This is a genomic window from Glaciecola sp. XM2 (genome assembly GCF_018595715.1).
GTDB lineage: Bacteria > Pseudomonadota > Gammaproteobacteria > Enterobacterales > Alteromonadaceae > Glaciecola.
The window spans coordinates 564,649-588,335 of the sequence record NZ_JAHEOJ010000020.1 but is presented as its reverse complement, the minus strand read 5'-3'; the positions used below and the strand labels follow the sequence as shown (position 1 = coordinate 588,335).

At 43.1% G+C, this 23,687-nt stretch carries 17 protein-coding genes and 1 pseudogene; 9 read left to right on the top strand and 9 right to left on the bottom strand.

What is annotated here, in order from left to right:
• The first annotated feature begins 18 nt into the window (after positions 1-18).
• Together KJ365_RS07220 and KJ365_RS07215 are read left to right on the top strand one after the other, a co-directional pair.
• Positions 19-1,773, top strand: a complete 1,755-nt coding sequence (locus tag KJ365_RS07220; protein ID WP_250884062.1) for an ABC transporter transmembrane domain-containing protein — start codon at positions 19-21, stop codon at positions 1,771-1,773.
• A 166-nt stretch (positions 1,774-1,939) separates the two neighbouring features.
• The gene (locus tag KJ365_RS07215; protein ID WP_214450948.1) at positions 1,940-4,504 is read left to right on the top strand and encodes a zinc-dependent metalloprotease; all 2,565 of its coding nucleotides are present in this window, start codon (positions 1,940-1,942) and stop codon (positions 4,502-4,504) included.
• 119 nt (positions 4,505-4,623) lie between these two features.
• Here the strand turns inward: KJ365_RS07215 and KJ365_RS07210 are convergent, their stop codons facing one another.
• On the bottom strand, positions 4,624-5,253 hold the full coding sequence (locus KJ365_RS07210) for a hypothetical protein (RefSeq protein ID WP_214450947.1): 630 nt from the start codon (positions 5,251-5,253) through the stop codon (positions 4,624-4,626).
• 517 nt (positions 5,254-5,770) lie between these two features.
• Between KJ365_RS07210 and KJ365_RS07205 the strand changes: the two genes are divergently transcribed.
• Positions 5,771-6,337 carry a hypothetical protein gene (locus tag KJ365_RS07205; RefSeq protein ID WP_214450946.1) on the top strand — a complete coding sequence of 189 codons (567 nt, stop codon included), beginning with the start codon at positions 5,771-5,773 and terminating at the stop codon, positions 6,335-6,337.
• A 97-nt stretch (positions 6,338-6,434) separates the two neighbouring features.
• On the opposite strand, the gene KJ365_RS07200 is transcribed toward KJ365_RS07205, so the two are convergent.
• Together KJ365_RS07200 and KJ365_RS07195 are read right to left on the bottom strand one after the other, a co-directional pair.
• Positions 6,435-7,451, bottom strand: a complete 1,017-nt coding sequence (locus KJ365_RS07200; protein WP_214450945.1) for an NAD-dependent epimerase — start codon at positions 7,449-7,451, stop codon at positions 6,435-6,437.
• Positions 7,452-7,552: 101 nt separating this feature from the next.
• Positions 7,553-8,800: a nucleotide sugar dehydrogenase gene (locus tag KJ365_RS07195; protein ID WP_214450944.1), complete on the bottom strand. Its 1,248-nt coding sequence runs from the start codon at positions 8,798-8,800 to the stop codon at positions 7,553-7,555.
• A 276-nt stretch (positions 8,801-9,076) separates the two neighbouring features.
• Between KJ365_RS07195 and KJ365_RS07190 the strand changes: the two genes are divergently transcribed.
• The 3 genes from KJ365_RS07190 (at position 9,077) to asnB (ending at position 13,456) form a co-directional block, all read left to right on the top strand.
• Positions 9,077-10,225 (top strand): glycosyltransferase, encoded by a 1,149-nt coding sequence (locus KJ365_RS07190; protein WP_214450943.1) that lies wholly within the window; start codon positions 9,077-9,079, stop codon positions 10,223-10,225.
• The gene (locus tag KJ365_RS07185; protein ID WP_214450942.1) at positions 10,204-11,391 is read left to right on the top strand and encodes a DegT/DnrJ/EryC1/StrS family aminotransferase; all 1,188 of its coding nucleotides are present in this window, start codon (positions 10,204-10,206) and stop codon (positions 11,389-11,391) included. Before KJ365_RS07190 ends, KJ365_RS07185 begins: the two co-directional genes overlap by 22 nt.
• Positions 11,392-11,485: 94 nt before the next feature.
• On the top strand, positions 11,486-13,456 hold the full coding sequence (gene asnB, locus KJ365_RS07180) for an asparagine synthase (glutamine-hydrolyzing) (RefSeq protein WP_214450941.1): 1,971 nt from the start codon (positions 11,486-11,488) through the stop codon (positions 13,454-13,456).
• Positions 13,457-13,523: 67 nt separating this feature from the next.
• On the opposite strand, the gene xrt is transcribed toward asnB, so the two are convergent.
• The 6 genes from xrt to KJ365_RS07150 all read right to left on the bottom strand — a co-directional run bounded on the left by xrt (position 13,524) and on the right by KJ365_RS07150 (position 20,567).
• Entirely contained in the window at positions 13,524-15,017 is a 1,494-nt protein-coding gene (xrt, locus tag KJ365_RS07175; RefSeq protein WP_214450940.1) for an exosortase, read from the bottom strand.
• A gap of 181 nt (positions 15,018-15,198) precedes the next feature.
• Positions 15,199-16,434: a glycosyltransferase family 4 protein gene (locus tag KJ365_RS07170; RefSeq protein ID WP_214450939.1), complete on the bottom strand. Its 1,236-nt coding sequence runs from the start codon at positions 16,432-16,434 to the stop codon at positions 15,199-15,201.
• 1 nt (position 16,435) lies between these two features.
• Positions 16,436-17,545, bottom strand: a complete 1,110-nt coding sequence (locus KJ365_RS07165) for a glycosyltransferase family 4 protein (RefSeq protein ID WP_214450938.1) — start codon at positions 17,543-17,545, stop codon at positions 16,436-16,438.
• Positions 17,546-17,548: 3 nt separating this feature from the next.
• Positions 17,549-18,667, bottom strand: coding sequence for a glycosyltransferase (locus tag KJ365_RS07160; protein ID WP_214450937.1), 1,119 nt, complete (start codon positions 18,665-18,667; stop codon positions 17,549-17,551).
• Positions 18,668-18,862: 195 nt separating this feature from the next.
• Complete coding sequence (locus tag KJ365_RS07155; protein WP_284731270.1) at positions 18,863-19,951, bottom strand: acyltransferase family protein; 1,089 nt, start codon at positions 19,949-19,951, stop codon at positions 18,863-18,865.
• Positions 19,941-20,567, bottom strand: a complete 627-nt coding sequence (locus tag KJ365_RS07150) for an SGNH/GDSL hydrolase family protein (RefSeq protein WP_214450935.1) — start codon at positions 20,565-20,567, stop codon at positions 19,941-19,943. Before KJ365_RS07150 ends, KJ365_RS07155 begins: the two co-directional genes overlap by 11 nt.
• A 298-nt stretch (positions 20,568-20,865) precedes the next feature.
• On the opposite strand from KJ365_RS07150, the gene wecB reads away from it, so the two are divergent.
• The 3 genes and pseudogenes from wecB to KJ365_RS17020 form a co-directional block, all read left to right on the top strand.
• Positions 20,866-21,993 (top strand): non-hydrolyzing UDP-N-acetylglucosamine 2-epimerase, encoded by a 1,128-nt coding sequence (gene wecB, locus KJ365_RS07145; RefSeq protein ID WP_214450934.1) that lies wholly within the window; start codon positions 20,866-20,868, stop codon positions 21,991-21,993.
• Entirely contained in the window at positions 21,994-23,271 is a 1,278-nt protein-coding gene (wecC, locus tag KJ365_RS07140) for a UDP-N-acetyl-D-mannosamine dehydrogenase (protein ID WP_214450933.1), read from the top strand.
• A gap of 200 nt (positions 23,272-23,471) precedes the next feature.
• Positions 23,472-23,549, top strand: a pseudogene (locus KJ365_RS17020) (hypothetical protein); the annotation flags it as partial.
• Positions 23,550-23,687: the final 138 nt, after the last annotated feature.

Genomic DNA, 23,687 nt, shown 5'->3' with positions numbered 1-23,687 from the left:
ACACGCAAACAAAGACGGTTGGCACTCATTATCAAAACCCAATACACCAGTTCGCATATTCTAAAATGGCTCTTTAATCATTTACGCCCCTACAAATGGCAGGTGATTGGTGCCCTTACCGCCCTTGGTGTTGGCGCGCTTACGTGGTTGTTACTCGGTCAGGGTATTCGCTATGTTATTGATAAAGGCTTTATGGCCGACAACCAAGCTGTACTAACTCAAGCGCTTTGGGTGGTGATTGCGGTCGTGGTAATTGGCAGCATTGCCACCTACATTCGGTTTTATCTCATGGTGTGGTTGGGCGAAAGAGTCTCTGCCGATATTCGCAAAGCCTTATTCAATCATTTAGTCACGCTCTCCCCTGCTTTTTACGCGCAATCCCGTACGGGCGAAATCATCAGCCGCTTTACTAGCGACACCACCTTATTGCAAAGCGTGGTGGGCACTGGCGTATCTATGGCCCTTCGCTCCACAGTCATGTTTATTGGCGCGTTAGTGCTAATGGGCTTTACCAGCTTAAAACTTACCTTATTTGTGTTTATTGCCGTGCCGTTCATCCTCGCGCCTATTCGCTTGCTTGGCGCTCGGGTAAGGGCCTTTTCAAAAGAAAGCCAAGACAAAGTGGCCGATATTGGTGGCGTGGTAGATGAAAGCCTGCACGAAATACATATGCTGCAAGCGTTTAACCACGAAAAGCGCTCTATGCAAACCTTCTCAAGCAAAATTGATGAAGTGATGCACGCCGCTAGCAAACGCATTCACTACCGCGCATTGCTTATATCCACCGTAATGCTCATTAGCTTAAGCGCCATCTTTTTTATTGGTTACTTAGGGGCAATTGCGGTAATAGAAGGCACCATTTCTCAAGGCCAGCTGGTAGCCTTTGTGTTTTACGCCGTGCTAGCAGGCGGTGCCATTGCTACCATCAGCGAAGTGATTGGCGAGCTGCAAAAAGCAGCCGGTGCTAGCGAGCGCATTCTCGATTTAATGTCTGAAACCTCTGCGATAGAAGATTTGGGCACTACCCATGCTATTGCCAACAACAGCGATGTGGTCATGTCGGTTGAAGATATTCACTTTGCCTATGAATCTACGCCTGTCATTAAGGGCATAAGCTTTGACGTAAACATTGGCGATAAGGTCGCCATTGTTGGTCACAGCGGCGCCGGTAAATCTACTCTGTTCGATTTGCTGATGCGCTTTTACGACGTCAACAGCGGGGTTATTCGCGTGCAAGGCCATGAGCAAAAAAGCCTCGGTGTTGAGACCTTAAGAAATCAATTTGCGCTGGTCTCTCAAGACCCTGTGATATTTGCCACCAGCGTATCTGAAAACATCGCCTTTGGGCGAGAACACGCAAGCCATGAAGAGATTGTTGAGGCGGCTAAATTAGCCCATGCCGACGAATTCATTCGCGAACTCAACCAAGGCTACGATACCGATTTAGGCGAACGCGGCATTAAACTATCTGGCGGGCAGAAACAACGCATTGCCATCGCCCGCGCCATCCTTGCCAAGCGCCCTATCCTATTGTTAGATGAAGCCACAAGTGCGCTCGATGCAGGCAGCGAAAAGCTGGTGAAACAAGCCATCGACTCGCTCATGCAATCTACCACCACACTTATCATTGCGCATCGACTGTCTACCGTACTAAACGCCGACAAAATACTGGTGCTTGAAAAAGGCCGGTGCATTGCTCAAGGAACGCACCAGTCACTGTATGAAAGCAACGACACCTATCGCGAATTTGTCGATTTGCAGCTCACGCAATAGCAAGCATTTTTACCTAAGTACTCAGTTTGTATCAGCCTTTGCGGCTCACTTGTAAAATTCTGTAACATTTAATTCGCTATCAAAGCACTGAACTTAGGTTTCACGCGTAGTAGTATGCAACAAGGCAATTAGCCTCGACAGAACTTATCCGCGGAGAAACCATATAATGAAAAGAACAATCGGCCGATTGTGGCTTGGTCTATCAATTCTGAGTCTCGCCAGTACTGCACATTTTGCAGTGGCAGAAGAAGAAGCAGAAAAAGACGATAAAAAAGAAACCCTCGTAGAAATTCTCGAAAAACAAAATGCCTATGAAGGCTTTTTTGACGTTTATCGCGACAAGGAAGATGGTGAAGGACTCGTTGTAATAGAAGAGTCAGACTTAAATACGCCATTTTTATACATCGTTAGCACGGTAGACGGCGTAGTATCAGCCGGTACCTTCAGAGGCGCATACCGTCAGTCGCGTTTACTAGAATTTAGACGTTACTTCGACCGTATTGATGTGGTTGCTTCAACCCCGCGTTTTTACTTCGACCCTGAAAACGCAGTAAGCCGCGCGCAAGATGCAAACATCAGCGAATCGGTATTAGTATCGACCAAAATCAAGCATGAAGAAGACGGTAAAATCGCGTTTTCACTACAAGATTTAGTGAAAAACGAAAAGCTGCACAGAGTAGCGCCTATGCCTTCTCGCGATCCGGCTGCCGATAAAAACCGCTTTAAGCCTGGTAAGTTTTCAAAAGATAAGTCTCGCATCGCAGACATCAATAACTTCCCTGAAAACACCCATATTGTGGTGGATTATGTATATGAAAACGACACGCCCACAGTCAGCGGCGGTCGCGAAATTGCAGACCAGCGCTACACCACTTTAAGCATTCAGCATGCCTTTGTAAAAGCCCCTGAAAACGACTTTCAGCCGCGCCGCGACGACCCTCGCGTAGGTTACTTTTCGCAGCAGTTTGACGACTTAACGTCTGACCAAACAGCCAACTACCGCGACGTAATCAACCGCTGGAGCCTAGTCAAAAAAGACCCAAGCGCAGCGGTATCAGACCCAGTTGAGCCAATCGTATGGTGGATTGAAAATACTACCCCTGTAGAGTGGAGAGACACCATTCGCAATGCCGCCCTTGCTTGGAACTCTTCGTTTGAAAAAGCAGGCTTTAGTAATGCCATAGTGGTTAAACAACAGCCTGACGACGCCGATTGGTCTGCAGACGATGTACGCTATAACGTATTGCGCTGGACCTCATCTCCTCGCCCTCCGTTTGGTGGTTATGGGCCAAGCGTTGCGCACCCTTTAACGGGCCAAATACTAGCGGCCGACGTTATGCTCGAATACAGCTTTATGAAAGGCAGATGGTTAGCCGGTGAAATGTTTACCGATGGTGCCAGTGCACTTACCAGCGCACTTCCTGAAAACACCCTGTTAGATGACCAAATGCACGCTTGCTCATTAGGCCACGGCTTACACATGGGTATGCAGTTTGCTCAATATGCAGGTTTGTCTCAGGGCATGGGCGATATTGAAAAAGAGCGTTTACTTCGCCAAGCCATGCACTACTTAATTCTTCATGAAATTGGTCATACTCTCGGTTTGAACCACAACATGATGGCTACGCAAATGCATGACCATGTAGATGCACACAACATCGAAGTTACCCAAGGGATCTTGGCGGGCTCGGTAATGGATTATCCGTCTGTTAACTACGCACCAGTAGGACAGGAGCAAGGCGACTTTTATACCGACAAGCCAGGCCCTTACGACGATTGGGTAATTGTATATGGTTATTCAGAAGCCCTGCCTGACGCAGAAGCAGAAGAAGCGCGCCTTACCGAAATATTACAGCGTTCAACCGAGCCAGATTTAGCCTTTGGTAACGATGCTGACGATATGCGCGCCCCTGGCCGCCACGTAGACCCACGCATCAATATTTTTGATATGTCGAGCGACTCGATTGCTTATGCAAACGACCGTTTTGAACTCATTGATCATGTTGCCAGCAACATCAAAGATAAGTTATTGGTAGATGGCCGCACCCACAATGACCTAGTAGTAGGTACTAACATCTTATTTGGTGAATTTGCTCGCCAATCAAACGTAGTTAGCCGCTTTGTAGGCGGTGTATATCTAAACCGCGCCTTTGTTGGCCAAGAAGGCTATACACAACCGCTTACACCAGTGCCGCTTGAAACACAAAAGCGCGCAATGAGCACCCTAGCCAACAACTTATTTGCTGTAGACGCCCTCGATGAAATGGAGCCACTGTTTGCTTACCTTCAACGTCAGCGTCGAGGCTTTAGCGGCAGCGGAAGAGATGAGTCACCTAAGGTGCACGACATGCTACTAGGCGCACAAAAACGCGTGCTAGACCACCTAATGCATCCAAACGTAACCATGCGCTTAACCGATACCGCTACCTTTGGCAATGAATACACGCTTGATCAAATGATGAACGATTTGACCAACGCCATGTTCAGCGCAGACATCAAAGGCGACGTGAACACCTACCGTCAAAACCTACAAGTGGAATATGTTGAGCGTCTTATTGCGGCCTCTGGCTTAGAAAACGACAGCAAGTACGACAACATTACCCGCGCTACCGCAATGCATGAGCTTAAGCGCGTGCTAGATATGGCAGATAATCGCCGTGGTAACAACGCGAGTAAAATCCATAAAGGGTTTATTGTGGATAGGATTGAGCGGGCGTTTCAGAGAAGTTAATTACGCATTGTTCACTCAATAAAAAAGCCCGCTAACTCAGCGGGCTTTTCAACACTCTTCATTAATTGGTTATTCAACGCGCCTAACACTAAATAAGACCAATAACGGCTATATCCAATCTAGCAGGCAACCTTTCTAGCTCTCAACAAGCCAACTACCGCTAGAAAACTAAACAAGATTAACGTAGAGGGAGCAGATACTCTGCTAATAGTAACACCCACTATCATGTCATCGTGATTGTCATCTTGATTCGCACCAGAATCATCCCACAATAAAATCGCATCGTAGCTTACGTTGTTAAATGTACTGTTCAAAATAGTTGCGAATGATTGCTCAGAACCAATGCCAAAGTTACCGCCATTGCTGACCGTTCCCTTACCGGTTGGACTAGTCACACCAAAAGTGAACTGGAGTAGATCGCCAATTGATACAGAGTTCACCATTACGGTAATTGAACCGTTGATAGGAGTTTCTGGAAGACTTTGACCATAAGCACTGAGGAAGTTATTCCATCCTGACTCTTGGGCTAATGCGGTAAATGTAATCTCGAAGTTACCAGCAACATCAAAAAGCACATTGCTTCCGATATCATACTGAGATGCCCCTAGGTTATTCTTAAAATTATTGCTATTAACAATATTGTGCGTCGCGCCATCATCATCCAGTTTCAATAGTGAAGCGTTTGCACTGGCACCAACAATCAGTAATGCAGCGACGGCAACATAGTGCTTTAGAGATGTAAGTTTCATGTTTCATGTCCTTGTTTTGTTACTTTTGCATAAGCTCTCTTAGAAAGCTTCTTACCCACCTCAGCAAATTATACGCCAAAACTTTAAGGTTATGATTACATTAAATTTTCTACAAACATTCTTCCTTACAAAATAATGCATGTAAAAAATACTGACAGTGATAAACCTTTTAGGGTTATTGCTGCGTTGTATTATTGAACACCGCTTATGATTCTCGGAGTTCCAAACATCTAAAGCCTTTTCGTCACTGATACCTTTGGTAAATTGAAAAGCATTTGACTAACGACACATGCCTTTTTTATGTGGATCGTTAAAGAATTTCACGTAAAGTCTTCTTATTGCATCAGGTCCCATTCATGAGGCCTTTTCGCTTATGTCAGATACTTTTACACCTAGAAACACATAACCTTCAAATAAATTCTAACCTTATGTTTTATATATATTTTTTATTTCGGCGCGATTTTTGCTAGATTGGTACTAAACAACATTAGCAACAATACTCTAACGGAATAATAAAATGATAAAAAAGATAGTTTCAGCAGCCGCATTGTTTTTTATGGCAACGATAGGCGCCAATGCAGCAACCATTCAAGTCGAAACTGCCGATTTAGATGCTAACATCGACACAGCATTGCTAGTTGATTTAGCTGGATATTGGGACACATTAACGCCGTCAACATCAAACACGTTTGGCTTACCAACGGGCTTGATTTTTAACGGTGCTAGCAACAACAACACCATCTTTAAGCTCACTGCTACCTTTGATGAAACCGAGGCTAGCGAAGTTGATTTCCAAGCCGGCTTAGATGCTGGTTACGGTGCTGAAGTATATGTTAACGGAACGCAAGTGTTTAACACCGAAAGCAACCTTTGGTGGTCTAGAAACTGGAATAACAATGCAGTTATCACGCTCGACACGATTAACTTCTCAGCGGGTGTTAACACTATCGAAGTTTATTGGGCAGAAGATAGAAACAGCGGCGGTAATAGCTTTAGAGCCAATGTAAAAGTATCTACTCCTGGTGTATTGTCTATCTTTGCATTAGGGTTGATTGCATTGGCGTTTAGCCGTAGCCGCAAATAAATATAGATATCATCATAAAAATAAAGCCCGCAAATTCAGCGGGCTTTTTTATGCTTCTCAATTGCGATTGTTGATGTTCAGTTATTAGCCAAGGAGCTTACTTACCGTAAAACCCCTTATACCAATCCACAAACGCATTAATACCTTCCTCCAATGAAGTTTCAGGCCTGTAACCTACGTCACTTGCAAGCGCTTCAACATCCGCATAAGTCGCTTCAACGTCACCGGGCTGCATGGGTAGCATGTTCTTTTCAGCGGTTTTGCCAAGTGCTTTTTCAATTAGTTCAATAAAGGTGAGTAAATGCACCGGCGTTTGTGCACCTATATTATAAACCTTCCAAGGCGCCTTGCTACTGCTAGGCGAAGGGCTTTGTCCGTCCCAAGCTTCATTACCACACGCGATATGCATGGTACTTTGAATGACGCCTGACACAATGTCGTCAATGTAAGTGAAGTCCCGTTTATGATTACCGTAGTTGTATACGTCTATTGCCTTACCCTCACTGATGGCTTTGGTAAATTTAAAAGGTGCCATATCTGGGCGACCCCAAGGGCCATACACGGTGAAAAAGCGCAAACCTGTGGTGGGTAATTTATATAAATGGCTGTAAGTATGTGCCATTAGCTCATTAGCTTTTTTACTGGCGGCATAGAGTGATACCGGGTGGTCTACATTATCGTCTACTGAAAATGGCATCTTTTCATTTGCGCCGTATACCGAACTGCTCGACGCATAAACCAAATGCTCCACCTGATTATGACGGCACCCTTCTAGGATATTCATGAAACCCACAATATTCGCATCAACATACGCATGCGGGTTTTCGATGGAATAGCGCACACCGGCTTGGGCAGCGAGATGTATAACGCGGTCAAACTTTTGCTCTTCAAAAAGCGCTTCCATGGATGGTCTGTCGGCAATGTCCATTTTAATAAACTCAAAATGGGCAGCATTACTATGCTCAGCAATCCAGTCTAGGCGAGCTTGTTTTAATGACACATCGTAGTAGTCATTGATATTGTCTATCCCAACAACATCATGCTCTTGGCTCAGAAGTTGTCGCGCGGTGTGTGCGCCAATAAACCCTGCCGCTCCGGTAACTAATATTTTCATAAACTCTTATTTTAGTTGTTGCTCAGCATCTGATGTAAGCTATCTAATAACAACGTACCTTATTCATAAATTGCTAAAATCCATGTTTGTATACTAACGCGCTAGCTATCGAGTATTTGCTTGAAGTCGTAAATAAAGCCCGTAGAAAACGTAAATTCATTGTTTTTTAGCTTGTTGACAATGGTTTCGTGCCCAACGGCCAATAGCGCCACATCGTAATGAGAACCCACGTCGTCAACAAGGCTTATACCTAATTCTTCTTCTACCACTTCTTGAGGAGCAAGTGGGTCGTAAATATCGCAGCTTATCCCAAGGTCGACAATTTGATTATAAACATCAATTACCTTTGTGTTCCTAAGATCTGGACAATTTTCTTTAAACGTCACGCCTAAAATAACAACCTTTGTAGTGCACGGATTAATTTTTCGGGTGATGAGCTCGCTCACAAACTGCTGGGCAATAAACACCGGCATGGTGTCGTTAATTTCTCTCGCCGAACGAATAAGGTCAGGAATGTATCCAACACTTTCAGCTTTGTGTAGCAAATAATATGGGTCAACACTTATACAGTGTCCGCCAACCAAGCCAGGATATAGCTTCATAAAATTCCACTTGGTGGCCGCGGCATCAATCACGGCTTTTGTATCAATATTGAGTTTTTCAAATATATGAAAGAGCTCATTAATAAGCGCGATGTTGACGTCTCTTTGTACATTTTCAATAACCTTCGATGCTTCAGCAACTCGAATAGTCGGCGCTCTGTGTGTGCCCGCTCTTATGATTGAATTGTAAAGTGCATCGACCACGTCGAGTGTTTCAGGAGTAGAGCCTGAGGTCACCTTTTTGATATCGGGCAGTCTTTTGGTTTTATCACCAGGATTGATGCGCTCTGGCGAATACCCCACAAAGAAATCGACATTAAACTTCAAACCAGAGTTCGCCTCAAGCAGCGGCACGCACACCTCTTCAGTTACACCGGGGTACACCGTTGACTCATAAATAACAATATCACCTGCGCTTAATACGCCGGAGATTGCGACGCTCGCCTTCTCTAAAGGCGTTAAATCAGGCTGGTTATTACTCGTAATTGGGGTGGGTACTGTCACAATAAAGACATTACAATCAAACAAGCCATTCATGCTCGACTCATAACGCAAATGGGAGGCCTCTTTAAGCTCCTGCGAGCTCACCTCTAAGGTAGAATCGCGCCCAGCTTCAAGCTCTTTGATTCTGTGCGGGTTGATATCAAACCCTACTGTGTCGAATTTTTTCCCAAATTCTACAGCTAGCGGTAAGCCAACGTAACCTAAACCAATAATGCCAATTTTCTTTGATTGTAAACTACTCATATATATCCTATTAACCTGAGTGAACTTAGCGCTCCATTGTAGAACTCGGTGGGCCATAACGTGAATCTTAACACCCTATTGATAATACAATGTAAATTCACTTAGAGAAAGCGAATGAACGATAGAAACCGTTTGAACACCCTGTTTTTGGGCTAGCTTCGAGCTTTTTAAGTCCACAAGGGCTATTTATTGGGTTGCGATATCACTTGGCGTTGATATACTCATAACCGCTCATACGCATAGTGATATTGAGCAGACTGCAATTGGAGAAAGGCTTTGCAAGGTGTTTTTTGGGTTTCATTATTTGGTATTGCATACAGTTACTTTGTTTATCCGGTGCTGCTTTTTATCCTCTCAAAACTTGTTAGAGCCCAACAAGCGCCGTTAATTTGCGAGTCAAACAAAGCCTATCCTTCCATATCTTTGATTATCACCTGTCATAATGAACAGCATCGCATTAAAGAAAAAATAGAAAACACACTTGAGCTTGAGTACCCAGACGGCAAGCTTGAGCTGATAATCGCGTCAGATTGCTCTACGGATGATACCGACGATATTGTTAAGTCATATGCACAGCAAGGCGTTAAACTCGTGCGCGCCGATGTACACAATGGTAAAGAGTACGCTCAAAAGCTCGCAATCGATGCGGCTGATGGCGAGCTTTTAGTATTTTCAGATGTTGCCACACAAATACCAACTGAGGCACTTAAAAAAGTCGCAGATAAGTTTCATGACCCACGCGTTGGCGCAGTATCAAGCGAAGATAAGTTTATTAGTGACGATGGCACAATCGCAGGCGAAGGCGCCTATGTTAAATATGAAATGTGGCTTCGCGCATTAGAGACTAAAACAGGCGGCTTAGTTGGCCTTTCGGGCTCCTTTTTTGCCGCGCGCAAAGAGGTGTGTCAGCAACACTGGGATATAAAGTCCCCCAGCGACTTTAACACCGCGCTAAATTGCGGCAGGTTAGGCTACATTGCTATTTCGTGCGACGATGTTTTAGGTTACTACAAAGACGTAAAAGACCCTCAAAAAGAATACGCCAGAAAGGTTCGCACTGTGCTACGCGGCATCACCGCAGTATCGCGCAACCCCGACGTACTCAACCCAGTTAAATTTGGAGTCTTTTCGTTTAAAGTGTGGAGCCACAAAATAATGAGATGGGCCGTGCCTTGGTTTATGCTGCTCGCCCTGCTTTCAAACTTAAGCATTTACAGTGAAAATGGGTTTTACGCACTTACCTTCTACCTTCAAGCTATTGGCTATATTTTAGTTTTATTGACTTGGAAGTTACCCAGCTTACAAAAAAACACCCTGCTAAAACTAGGCTTTTTCTTTGTTCAGGTTAATCTTGCCATTGCGCACTCCACGGTGAATTTTTTAATGGGTCGTAGAATGGTTACTTGGACACCGTCGAAACGATAACTATGGGTTTATCTGCGCTAGCGCCTACTGGCAATCGAGTTAGGTTCACCCCGTCTAACAAACAGCTAGAAAGCTTCTTTAAAGGCTATACGGTCACGCCGTGCGCTTCGGGCACAGCAGCACTGGCCTTAGCCATTGAGCAAGCACGCTTGGAGCGAAACGTTACTCAACCTGAAGTCCTGCTACCAGCCTATGGTTGCCCTGATCTTATTGCGGCGGCTGAGTTTGCTCAAGTAAAGCCCATCCTCATCGATGTTCAACCTTCCACTCCTTGGATGAACTTAGATTTAGTTGCCAGCGCGATTAACGACAACACCGTTGCCATTGTTGCCGTTACCTTTCTTGGCATACGAGAGCGCATTGCCTTATTACAAGAGCATATTGGCAAGCGCAATATTGCGTTAATTGAAGACAGTGCTCAGTGGTGCCCTAGCCAAACCACAGAAACATATAATACCGAGATTGCTATATTAAGTTTTGGCAGGGGAAAGCCCGTATCCATGATGGGGGGAGGCCTATTACTAAGCAAAAACAAACTTCACCCATCACCATCAATTGACGAGCTAAAAGCGCAGCCATCAGCGTCTGCATTAGAAGCACTGAAATACAAACTAAAAGCTCGCGTGTTTAACACCATTTTGCAACCGCTAGTGTACGGGCTTGTTTCGCGTTTGCCGTTTTTGTCTATTGGCGAAACGCAATACAAAGCATTAGATGATATTGAGCCTATGCAGGCAACCGCAAAGTCGCTTTTAAGCGCCAATATTCAGCACTATCAAACTAAATATGACCGCAGCGAACAGCTTCGCACCATTATGGCAAACCCAAACCTTAAGGCTGCAGGCATCGTAGACCTTGGCTCTCAATGCGGCTTAAGTGGCAAGGCCAAGCAACTTCGCTTTCCAATATTGTTCCCCAATACTCAGCTTAGAGATGATTGCTTACAAGCCATGGCTGCAAGCGGTTTAGGTGCCAGTGCTATGTATGGGAAGGCGCTGTATCAAATTGATCAGGTTGAGCCTAAAGCAGCACTGCATACAAGCGATGCCATGGCGCAAGACTTTGCAAGCAGAGTACTTACCCTGCCAACGCATGAATTTGTAAACGACACGCATTTGAAAAAAATTGAGCAAGTACTAACGGGTCTTGCAAACTCAATACAATAATCAATTTTGTTATGGTGGGTAACCGGTATACTATTGAAAGCGTTGCCAACTTAAACCTTAAAATTTTTCGTATAACCTATGGAGCCTTTGCTGTATGTGCGGTATTGCCGGAATAATTGATCACAGTGCAAGTAGAGAGTCATTACAAGCACTTGGCCCTAAAATGGGAGACGCAATACATCATCGAGGGCCAGACGATTTCGGTTATTGGCAAAGCGACGACATTCCTCTTTTATTTGTGCACCGACGCTTATCGATTCAAGATTTATCGCCACTTGGACATCAACCCATGTCGTCAAATAGTGGGCGCTACATGATGGTGTTTAATGGCGAGATTTATAACTTTAAACAGCTCACTAAAGAGCTTGAAGCACTTGGTCATGCATTTCGAGGCGGTTCTGATACTGAGGTAATGTTAGCGGCGTTTGAGCAATGGGGCATTGCCGACTCGGTCAAAAAATTTGTTGGTATGTTTGCTTTTGCACTCTTTGACCAGCAAAACAAAACCCTCACACTCGGTCGCGATCGCATGGGAGAGAAGCCGCTTTATTATGGCTGGATAGACAAACGTTTTGTATTTGCCTCTGAGTTAAAATCCATTACCGCGGCGTGTGAAACAAAGCCTGATTTAGATGAAGGTTCAGTAAGTGCCTACTTTCGGTTTGGCTACATACCAAGCCCGTACTCAATATACAAAAACATTTATAAATTAGAGCCAGGAAGCTTGCTTGAACTCCCTGCCCTTTCTATTGAACAAACAGATGACTTTTCTCCAATTGTTGACGATGCTCCTTTGTCTCCTAGCGCCTACTGGTCTGTATTAGCGTCGATGACCGGCGGGCAAGAGCAGTTATTCACAAACGCTGAGAACGCCGTAGATGGCCTCGAAACGTTGTTACAAGATATTATTCGCGACCAGTCAATAGCCGACGTACCAACGGGAGCGTTTTTATCGGGCGGTGTAGATTCCACAACCGTTACCGCCATTATGCAATCGTTAAGTCAGTCTCCTATAGACACCTTCACCATTGGCTTTAAAGAAAAAGAATTTGACGAAGCGCCATACGCAAAAGCGATCTCGTCGCATTTAGGTACAAATCATCATGAACTATATATATCAGCCAACGATTGTTTAGACGTTGCAAACGATATCGCGCGATACTGGGATGAGCCATTTGCCGACTCTTCACAAATTCCAAGCTACATGGTGTCTAAATTTGCAAAAGAAAAAGTCACCGTTTGCCTCTCTGGCGATGGTGGAGACGAGCTTTTTTGTGGTTACAACCGCTACATTGCAACTAATAGCATGTGGGGCAAGATTGACAAGCTTGGGCTGCCACTTCGTAAAGTCATGTCTAAGCTTTTGTTATCAGTATCACCCAATGTGTATTCGAGCGCCTATGCTCGCATACAACGGTTACGTTCAAACTCAGCCACACAGGCCAATGTAGGGCTAAAGGTTCATAAGATTGCCGACCTACTACAGTTTACTTCTATACACGATGCCTATAAGTATTTGATGTCGTATTGGAACGACCCTTTAACCATGGTGAACACTCAGTTAGAACACCCTTCGATATTAGATCGCCTTAAACCATCCTCTGGTAGCTTTGTAGATGATGCGATGTGTTGGGACCAGCTCGGCTATTTACCCGACGATAATCTTGTAAAGGGCGACCGCTCAAGTATGGCCTCAAGCCTCGAAATGCGGCTGCCGCTGCTAGACCATCGCTTGGTAGAATACTCATGGCGCTTGCCGCTTAACATGAAGTTTCAACAAGGTATGAGCAAGTGGGCGCTGCGGCAGGTGTTGTATCGCTATGTGCCACAAGAGCTGATTGAACGCCCTAAAATGGGCTTTTCGGTGCCTGTAAGTGAATGGCTGCGAGGGCCACTTAAACAATGGGCTGCGGATATGTTTTTTGATGGCTCTGGCGATGATGCACTATTAAATTTGCATGAAATCACGCGAATATGGCAAGAGCATCAGTCGGGTAAGCGCGACCATGGGAATAAGTTGTGGACTTTGGCTATGTTTAAGGCTTGGCAGTCTCACTATTTTTAAGCACTAAACAATCTCGTAGGCCACGTGCAAAAAACTCCGCACTATTTAAAATATGCCCCTAATGCTTTTATTGCCCTACTGTTACGCTACGCAATTGCTCAAGGAGCGTTAGGGTTTCGTCAGCATTTAAAACGCTATTACAGTCAGACCCACAGGGTAACTTGAGTATTAAGGCAAGTGCTGGGGCACTTTCAAACATGTACTTCACCTGAGTTGCTTTTACGCTAGCTGACGTGAGTGCTTCAGATTCGCCTACACGGTAGAGCCAAAATACAAGGTTGTCTTCTTGGCCTTGCTCAATAGCATAATTTATTGGAGCATCGCCAACATTGAGCGTACTTTGGCCGATTAAGTTTTCACCCACCTTGTTTTTATAATAAATCATTTCTTTTTCTTGGCTTTGTGTTTTATACAAAACAGCATATGCGGTGTATTCAAGCTCGCCTTTTTCACCCGACACCTTGCGTGCTTCATCAGCCCCCAGAAACACAACACTGTCTTGATTTGTATAATCTTCGATTAATGCTCCTTCAAAGCTCTCAGGAAATGAAACGCTCATACTGGCAAGAGAAGCTTCATCAGGCTTAGCAATACCTGCGTATATAGGCGCAATAGCAATTGCAATTGCTATCAACAAAGGACTAGTACTTTTAGCAAAGCTAACATTGCTATTAAGTTGTTGAGAGCTTTGTTCGTCGCTAACCGCACTTTCTGACGGCTTACTATCAAACCGAGCTTCAATTTTCCGCATTACGAACAGATAAAACACGAAGATAAATGCGAAGATGATCCAGCCCATAAAACCGTGCTCAGCAACAAGCGGGCTTTGCATTTTTGAGTCGTAAGCGACTACCACTAAAAGAAACACTCTTATCCAATTGGCAATCAACGATAAAATAACGATAAACACCAAAGAAAATGCAACCACGCGCTTCCGTCGAATACTCATAAATGAATATATCATCGCAAAGGTAATACCCGCGCTTAAATAACTTAGGCCTGAACAGCTTGTATCAACATGCAATATCCCATGTGGTAGCGTGATGAAGAATCCATCGATAAATGCCGTGATGTCAGTCATTTTCATCATGTTTGACACCACTAACACAGTGAGCACTTGTAAGAACTCGTTGACGTAACTAATGATTGGCAAAGCGCAGAATAATGCCGCGATAGGCAACGCAAACGTTAATGAACGCTTCCAACCTACACAAGTAACAATGAATAAAAATAAAATGGCGGGGAGTAATAAGTATTCGCCCAATTTTACGTTAACGCTGTTTGTCGCCGTCCAGGCAAGCCCCACTACGAGTGCTAACGGCACTGGAGACAAAGTGGGCTTAAAAACGAATAGATCGCGCCTTTCATAAAAGCTATACAAAATTAAACCGAGGACTAGATACCCATGAGAATATGACTCATTGTTAAATTGCCAAAGTGTATTGAGGCTTTGAAACGTTTCGAATAAAACGAATGCCAAAATAACCAATGCAAGTACTAGGCAGAACGTATAAGTTTTCTGCTGCTTAGTAAGGTTTTGGCTCAACTGTAAAAACTGCATAACTCCCTCATAAATTGTTTGGTGTGCCGTAATTACTTCCTAATAATTACAGTTTGAAGCCGTATGGTAGGGTTTTCATTTTCACGCCAAATGAACAACCTACATAGTACTCATAAGCTTACTGTATTTTCAAATGCTTGTTTTGTTTTAAGCATCTTTTTCACCCTGTGGGTCGAATATCTTATGATTTTGTTAGCGCCATAAAATGATCTGCGAGTTGCTTGCCAATAGAGCTAAACGAAAAGTGATTCTCGGCATGCGCTCGAGCATGTATCTCTAGCTCTTGTCGCAGCGCTTTATCGTTGATTACTTTTTTGATTTGCTCAACATAGGTCTCTGGGTCATTAGCAATAAGCACTTGCTTGCCATCTTCTACTCTTAGCCCTTCACACGCCACTTGGTGTGCAACAACCGCTTTGCCAGATGCAAAGGCGTCTAGTAATTTCAGTTTAGTACCGCCACCATCATCAATAGGGCATACATATGCTGTGGCATTATCAAAATAAGGTTTTAAATCATCCACAAACCCCAACACATTGAAGTTTTGTTCTGACTCGCTAAGTTTGATTAAGTCACTCGGCGCGCCAGCACCAATAATATTGACTTCTATATTAGGAATTTGTGCTTTTAGTTTTGGCCATATTTCGTTGGCGATATATCGCACTGCTCGAGTATTAGGGTACCAGTCTAGGGTACCTATAAATATTAAACTTGCGGGTTTAGGCTCTTGCTTTGCGGGTGTAAAAGCATTGATATCCACGCCATTTGGTACTTCTGTAAAGCTTGCATTGGGGCAAAACTCTTCAAAGCGAACAGAATCTAGTTCAGAGCACGTAAGGTTGGTATCAAATTTAGGGCAAACTTCTTGTTCGTATGATTTTACTCTCACGCCTTCTTGCCAAAAATAAAATCGTTTTAGCAAGTTGCTGTCTAGTTGCGCGCGCCTGGTTAGCATATGAGATTCTACGTTGTGATGATCAAGGCTTAGTAGGCAGTTTTCAATATCGTCAACATATGGCGCTAAACTGATCGTATCGCAATGTATAAGGTCGTAGTTTTCTTCTTGGTGCCATTCTTTAACCATTGCGCCATAGGCTGGATCACTCAACCAATTTATGTTGTAAGGGTGTTTCGAAAATAGGCTCTTAAGTGCACAAAGTGGCTTAGAAAGTGAAGACTTATCCATAGGGCAATCAATAAAATGCACGCGCTCACATATCTCACGCATTTTGTCGTAGGCAACTCGAGTGCCGTGTTCATAGCTATCAAAGTAAGGCTCAATGAGTGTCTTTTGATTAAACGCTATTAAATGCACCTCGTGGTGTTTTGCTAGTTCGTTTACCAAATGGTGAGAGCGAAGCAAAACACCCGCTTTAGGGGGGTAAGGAACGAGGTGCGATAGCCAAAGTATTTTCATATTAACGTTTTTCACTTGTTTGTTTGTAAATGGCGAGATGGCGCTGTAAGAATAGCTCTGAATTGTATTCCGCCTCTACTAGGTTGCGACTTTCATCGCCCATTTTCTGCCTAAGTTCAGCATTTTGAATCAGTACTTTTATGTAATCGGTTAACGAAGATGGCTGATGATCTTCAATCAGATACCCATTTTGGTCGTGAATGACTAAGTCTTTGTTACCGCCAACATTAGTGGCCAATACTGGTAAGTTTGCGGCCAATGCCTCTAAGATGCTCTTAGACATTCCTTCGGTTTCTGAAGTAAGAGAAAATATGTCAGATGCTGCAAGCAATTCTTCTACATCATCACGCTCTCCCAACATGGTGACCGTGTTGGTAAGGCGATGCTGTGAAATAAGTTGAGCAAGCTTATCTTTTTGTGGCCCGTCTCCAACAATAAATACTTTTATTGCCTCGTGATTGGGTAGCTTTGCGATTGCATCAATCAAAATGTCAAATCGCTTGAGTTCAACTAAGCGACCTACTGAAATAATCGCAATATCTTGGGGCGCTAAATCAAGCGCCTCTCGGAGAGCTTGGCGGTTATTGAGGTACTCATTGAATTTTGTACAATTGGGTATATAGGTAATCGCGTCTTCTTTGCATTTAAGTGTTTTTACATAAAACTGCTTCATTGGGTTAGAAACGGTCACCAGCTTGGCGTTAAAGAACATTGCTAACTTTAACAATGCAGCACGGTGGGGTGCGCCTTCAACCATGTAAACATCATGAAGTGTGCCTATAAAGGGGAGTTTTATCATCCAGGCCAAGGGGGCAAACGCCACAATAGGCCCAAACAAATGTGCATGCAAACAATCTAAGTTCAGCGCATTAACAAACGCTTTCGTTTTAAACGCAAAAAGCGGTAGTAAAAGTGTTTTTTTATAAAAACGGCGATTGGGAATAACATGTTGCTCTATTTGCTCGTGTGCGCAAAAGCTCTCAACGTAGGCGCTGCCAAAATGCAATAAAATAGGCTTATGGCCATTGCCTTTAAGTAGCTTTGCGGTTTCAAAAACCATAGTTTCGGCTCCGCCGATATTGAAGGTGTCGATGATGAGTCCAATTCTCACAAGCTACCTGCTTTGTTCGTTAAATAATTGATTATAAATAGCAACATTTGCACTTGCCATCGCGCTTGAAGAAAACGCATCTACCACCCGTTGGCGGGCGGCTTTACCCATGCTGGTAATAGTATTTTTATTTGATGCTAACTCTACCATTGCATTGGCTAAGGCTTCTTCATCGCCAGGCGCGACTAATAGGCCATTGTCTTTATTTATTACCTTTGGTACGTCACCAACCGTGGTGGCAATAACGGCTTTTTGAGCTGCCATGGCCTCAAGCATTGCCATGGGCAGGCCCTCGCTTAAAGACGGCAACGCAAATATGTCCATAATGTTAAGCACATTGTTAATGTCGCTACGCCGGCCTGCAAAGGTAACGGCGTTTGTAAGCTGATACTGTTCCGTTAACGCGATTAAATTATCTAATTGCTCACCGGCACCCACCACGAGTAAATGGATATTCGGTAAAGTTTTTTTAGATTTAGCGAAGGCGGCAATAGCATGCGCAATGCCCTTCTCAACGGTTAAACTGCTTAAGGTACCAATCACGATATGGTCTTTCGGTATATTCAGGGCCTCCTTTAGCATGTTTGCATTTGCAACAGGCTGGTAGTTAGCTGGGTCTATTCCATTGGCAATCACCGTTATTTTTTGCTCGTCAATGCCTTTTTCGAGCATATCTTGCTTTACGGGCTCAGACACCGCAACAATAGCGTTAAAGCGCTTGAGTATATGTGCATCTAAGGCGGCATATAGTTTGAGTTTTAGAGTAGTACGCTTCCATAAATGATTAGTGGCCACTAGTTTTGCTTGTGTTTTACTAAAGAGGGCGTAGAAGTCTTCGCGGTAGCCATGAGAGTGAATAATGTCAACATGGTTGTCTTGCACAAATGTTTTTATGGTTTTTAGTGCGGCCATGTCAAAGGCGCTTTTTACGGGGAACAGTGCTACTTCGTACCCTTGTTTTTGTGCCGTTTCGGCAAACTCCGGCACTGGATGATTAAGCTCGTAGGGCACACCAATTATAGGGTGATAATTAAGATCAGGAAGGTACTTTGCGACTTCAAGAATCACCCTCTCTGCTCCTAGGAGTTGCCCAGATGTTCTTAACAGTAGTACCTTTCGCATTAGTGTAGAGTCTCAATTACATCAATAATTCATAATGTTAACAGTTTTGACGATTAAATCGATGCTTATAAACATCGGATTGTGACTAGGTTTGGTTGACGTATCCTGATCCGTTTTCGAGTTAGGGAAAATATGGCGTAGTAGAGGGCAATCTCCATAAAACCCTCGCTATAAAATACATACTAAACGAAAAGCCTATCTTCCATTAAACATGAAGCGTAAGCGAGAAACACGCATGATAACAAACTGATGTATTGCTAAGCTGGATATGAAAACTAAAGCTACCAAGCAAGTGAACAGTATTGCCGGGTGTGCGTTTATGCCATTAAGATTTATTAAAATGACAAACGCAACTACCAATATGTGATGGAACAAATAAACTGTATACGATGCTTCGGATAAGTACTTCATAACCTTGCTAGACGCCTTTAATAAACGAGCAAAAAACGACCACAAAAATAAGCAGATTAACAATATGCTGATTGTTTCCAAATACTCGCGGCCTATTTTTAAAAAAATACCCTCCGGCTCTGCAGGGATCATTTCGAATAGCGAACCCATTACTAATAATGCGGCGATAGTTAAGCTTAAATATATAAAACGATTCGTTTCTATCAACTCTACCCAAGGTTTATACAAAAATATAACCGCTCCAAATAAAAAGAAGGCTAAATAATACATAAATGTAACCGGCTGGCCTAAAAGCACTAGATCTTCATAAATATGCACACCTAAATTACCTGCGGCAAGAACGCTAATATTAAAAATTGGAAATATTAATACTGCGGCTAAAAAGGCTTGCTTTGGTAACCTTAATATTTTGACTTTAATACGCAAACTACGCATTACCATTATCCCCAACCATAAAAGGATACAATAACCCATTAAGTTAACTAAAAACCAAAGGTGTGATATTGAATACTCGATAAAATAATTTTTTGGTGCTTCTAGTTGTTGGTAATACATGCTCATTAGTAAGTTTTGAAATGGGTTGAGCAATAAAAATGCACTAATAAATGGGACAACAATTCGGTTTGTTCGGTTAGTTATAAACTTGCGAGTTTTATAACGCTGCAATAGCATTAGCGCAAAAAAGCCTGCAATCATAAAAAATAAAGGCATTCTAAAAGTATGGATGGTCGATATTAACCAATCAAAATATATGGATGTTCGTTCGTAACTCACCAACCAATATTCGTGGGTCGAAAATACCGCAGCACTGTGCAACACAATGCCGAGCATCATGAGTATCGCGCGTAAATTATCAAGATGCTCAAAGCGCATCATTGCAAAACCGATTGGCACTTTTAGCAAGCTGATTGTAGCCAGTAGCATTGAGGTGAACACCGTCGCTCACGTACTCTGTTGCTGAAACAAGTTTATGCAGCGGCAAAATATATATCGTTCGTTCCTCTTCCTCTTTTTTTAAAAGCATTTGATTATATGCTTGAAATTTCGAATGAAATTGTGCTCTCGCTGGCGAATTTTTTACGCTCATAAAAGCGATATGGCGTATGTTTTTTTCATAGGACAAAGCTACTAAGTCCTGTACATCGCTCAGCAGTGTTTGCAAATCAGAGCCGTAAACAATATCGTTCTCACCCACATAAAATACAGCTGCTTGCCACTTACCAACTGGGGCTTGCTCTAAATAAGATAATACATGTGAAATAAGACCATTTTCAAAACCGCGAATACTGACCTTACCGCACCCATAAGCTAATTGTTCAGGAAATCTCGCGATAGTTGAGCTGCCAGCAAACAAAGTGTGTGACTCACCAACTAATAATCGATCGGCAAAATAATATTGCAGCTGCAGTTTGGTATTGCGGTCTGTCTGTAAGATTGCAAAGCTTGCTAAAGCAACAAGCAAAACAAATCCGCCAGCGAAATAAAACATGGAAGTCTTTTTAAGTGTCATGTACAAATTGGTATAAAGGTGTAATTTTTAAACTATAGCTTTTAGGTGTAAAAAAAGCTATTGACTGACTTGTCTCTACATTCACAAGAAAGACTTAATGATATTGTGGAATCCTCCTCTAAAATAGTAGCTGAACTAGGTTGACCGAAATATGTCGGGCTTCTCTGCTACGGGGATAGTAAATAGCTGTAATTCTTCTTATACTCTATGATTGTTTTGAGTAGGATCTATCTTCTGAATTCCAACTCACCCAGTTCAAGTAGGAATTAAGTATTAAATGAAAAAAGTCCTTTGTGTATTTGGAACTCGGCCAGAAGCTATAAAAATGGCGCCCTTAGTAAAGTTTCTTCAGTTAGACCCGCAATTCGAATCTAAGGTGTGTGTTACCGCGCAGCACAGAGAAATGTTAGATCAGGTATTAGAGTTATTTGAGATCACCCCTGATTACGACCTAGACTTGATGAAGCACAAACAAACCTTGAACGACCTAACGGCTAAAATACTGGTGCAAATGAAGCCCGTATTATTGGACTTTGAGCCAGACGTAGTACTTGTTCATGGCGACACAGCTACCACCTTTGCTGCCAGTTTGGCCTCTTACTACGAACAAATCGCAGTGGGGCACGTTGAAGCAGGACTCAGGACTGGAAACATATATTCTCCTTGGCCAGAGGAAGCTAACCGCAAACTTACAAGTGCTATTACCACTTACCACTTTGCGCCTACTACACAATCTGCCAACAATCTATTACGTGAAAATTATCCAAAAGAAGCCATTTCAATAACAGGTAATACCGTGATTGACGCATTGCTATTGGTAAGGGATAAGTTAAAAAATGACCTCGATTTACAAACAAAAATGTCTGCCAAGTTTGCATTTTTAGATAAATCAAAAAGATTGATATTGGTGACAGGACACAGACGAGAAAATTTTGGTCACGGTTTTGATAACATTTGTAAAGCATTGGCGAGCATTGCGACCAAGTACAATGATGTTGAAATATTGTATCCCGTTCATCTTAACCCTGCTGTTTCAGAACCGGTAAATAGACTCTTATCTAATATTTCAAATATTAAGTTGATCGAGCCACAACAGTATCTTGAGTTTGTCTATTTGATGGATCTTGCGACAATTATTTTGACTGATTCTGGCGGCATTCAAGAAGAAGCGCCTTCTTTGGGTAAGCCGGTTTTAGTTATGCGAGATACAACAGAGAGACCAGAAGCGGTTGCTGCTGGGACAGTCAAATTAGTTGGGACTGATACAAATAAAATATGTATCGAAATTGATAAGTTGCTAAATGATAGCGAAGCGTACAAACAAATGAGCTTCGCTCATAATCCATATGGTGACGGTAAAGCGTGCGAAAGAATTGCTGAACAACTTTCGAAAGGAACTAAATAGATGTCATTTAAAACAATATCAGTGATTGGATTGGGTTATATAGGTCTTCCAACAGCAGCTATGTTTGCAGAAAGTGGGATAAACGTGATCGGTGTTGATGTTAATCACCATGCGGTTGACACCATTAATCGTGGTGAAATCCATATAGTTGAGCCCGGTTTAGGTGAAATAGTAAGTAAGGCGGTAGCTGCAGGAACGCTGAAGGCGGTTACTACTCCAGAGCCTGCAGATGCCTTCTTGATAGCCGTGCCTACGCCTTTCCTGAAAACAGACTCGTCGGTTCCAGTGCCCGACATAAGTTATATTATGAAAGCATGTATAGCAATTGCGCCGGTATTGAAAAAGGGAGATTTAGTAATTTTAGAGTCTACATCTCCCGTTGGCGCTACCGAAAAGGTCACCGAATGGTTAGCCGATTTAAGACCCGAATTAGTGTTCCCTAAACACGGAACAGAAAATGCCGATGTAAACGTATCACACTGCCCTGAGCGTGTATTACCAGGTAAGGTCATAGAAGAATTAGTCTCTAATGACCGCATCATTGGAGGCATAACGCCCCTTTGTTCTCAACGTTCAGTAGAATTATATAAAATATTTGTCAAAGGTAATTGCATTGTTACAAATGCTAGAACTGCAGAGATGGCAAAGCTTACAGAGAATGCCTCAAGAGATGTCAGTATAGCGTTTGCAAATGAGTTGTCTATGATATGTGACGAAGCTGGAATTAACGTTTGGGAGTTGATTGAACTAGCAAACTTGCATCCGCGAGTAAACATTCTGCAGCCTGGGCCCGGTGTTGGTGGCCACTGCATAGCGGTTGATCCGTGGTTCATTGTAAGTAAGTCACCTGTTACCGCTCGATTAATAAAGTCAGCAAGAGAGATAAACGATAGCAAGCCAAAGTGGGTGGTACAAAAAGTAAAACAAGCGGCGGGGGAGTTGTTACTTGAAAATGTAGCAGCTATGAAGTCGAAAGTCACAATAGCCTGTTATGGCTTAGCATTTAAGCCTGATATAGATGATTTAAGGGAGAGCCCATCGCTCACTATCGCAAAACTTTTATCAACATTAGGGGATATTAACTGTATTTGTGTGGAGCCAAACATTAGTTTGGATACGCAAATTGAAGGTATCAACCTTGTATCTTTAGATACAGCTTTAACTGAAGCCGACATACATGTCATGCTGGTCGATCACAAAGAGTTCAAAGTGATAAACAAACCAGTGGGTAAGATCATCGATATGAAAGGGGTTTGGGAGGGGTATAGACGGAGCTGATTGAGCCTGTAACAAATTCGGTGCAACTACCATTAGTTATTATATGCTCTTCGACGCGGTGTATTGCGTGAATGAGCCGGATACCTCAAAAAAGGATTAACACCTGCACTGGAGGTGAGACATAACTAAATGACGGTATAAACGCTATCCCGACGATTTAAAACTAGAAACGATAGCATTAGTGACCCGAACAGGGTTATTCAGTTGTTGAAGCGGCAGCATCAGTAGGGATTGCCGATAAGCTCTTATACAACTGGATGGCTGAGTATAAGATATAGCCAAGAAGACGTGTTAGCAAGTGATAAGAGCGCTGATTTGATAAAGCTTCGAAGAGAGAATAAACGTCCACGGGTAGGGAATGAAATCTTAAAAAAGCGTCACAAGTTTTGCAATGGAAATGAAGTAACGTAATATTT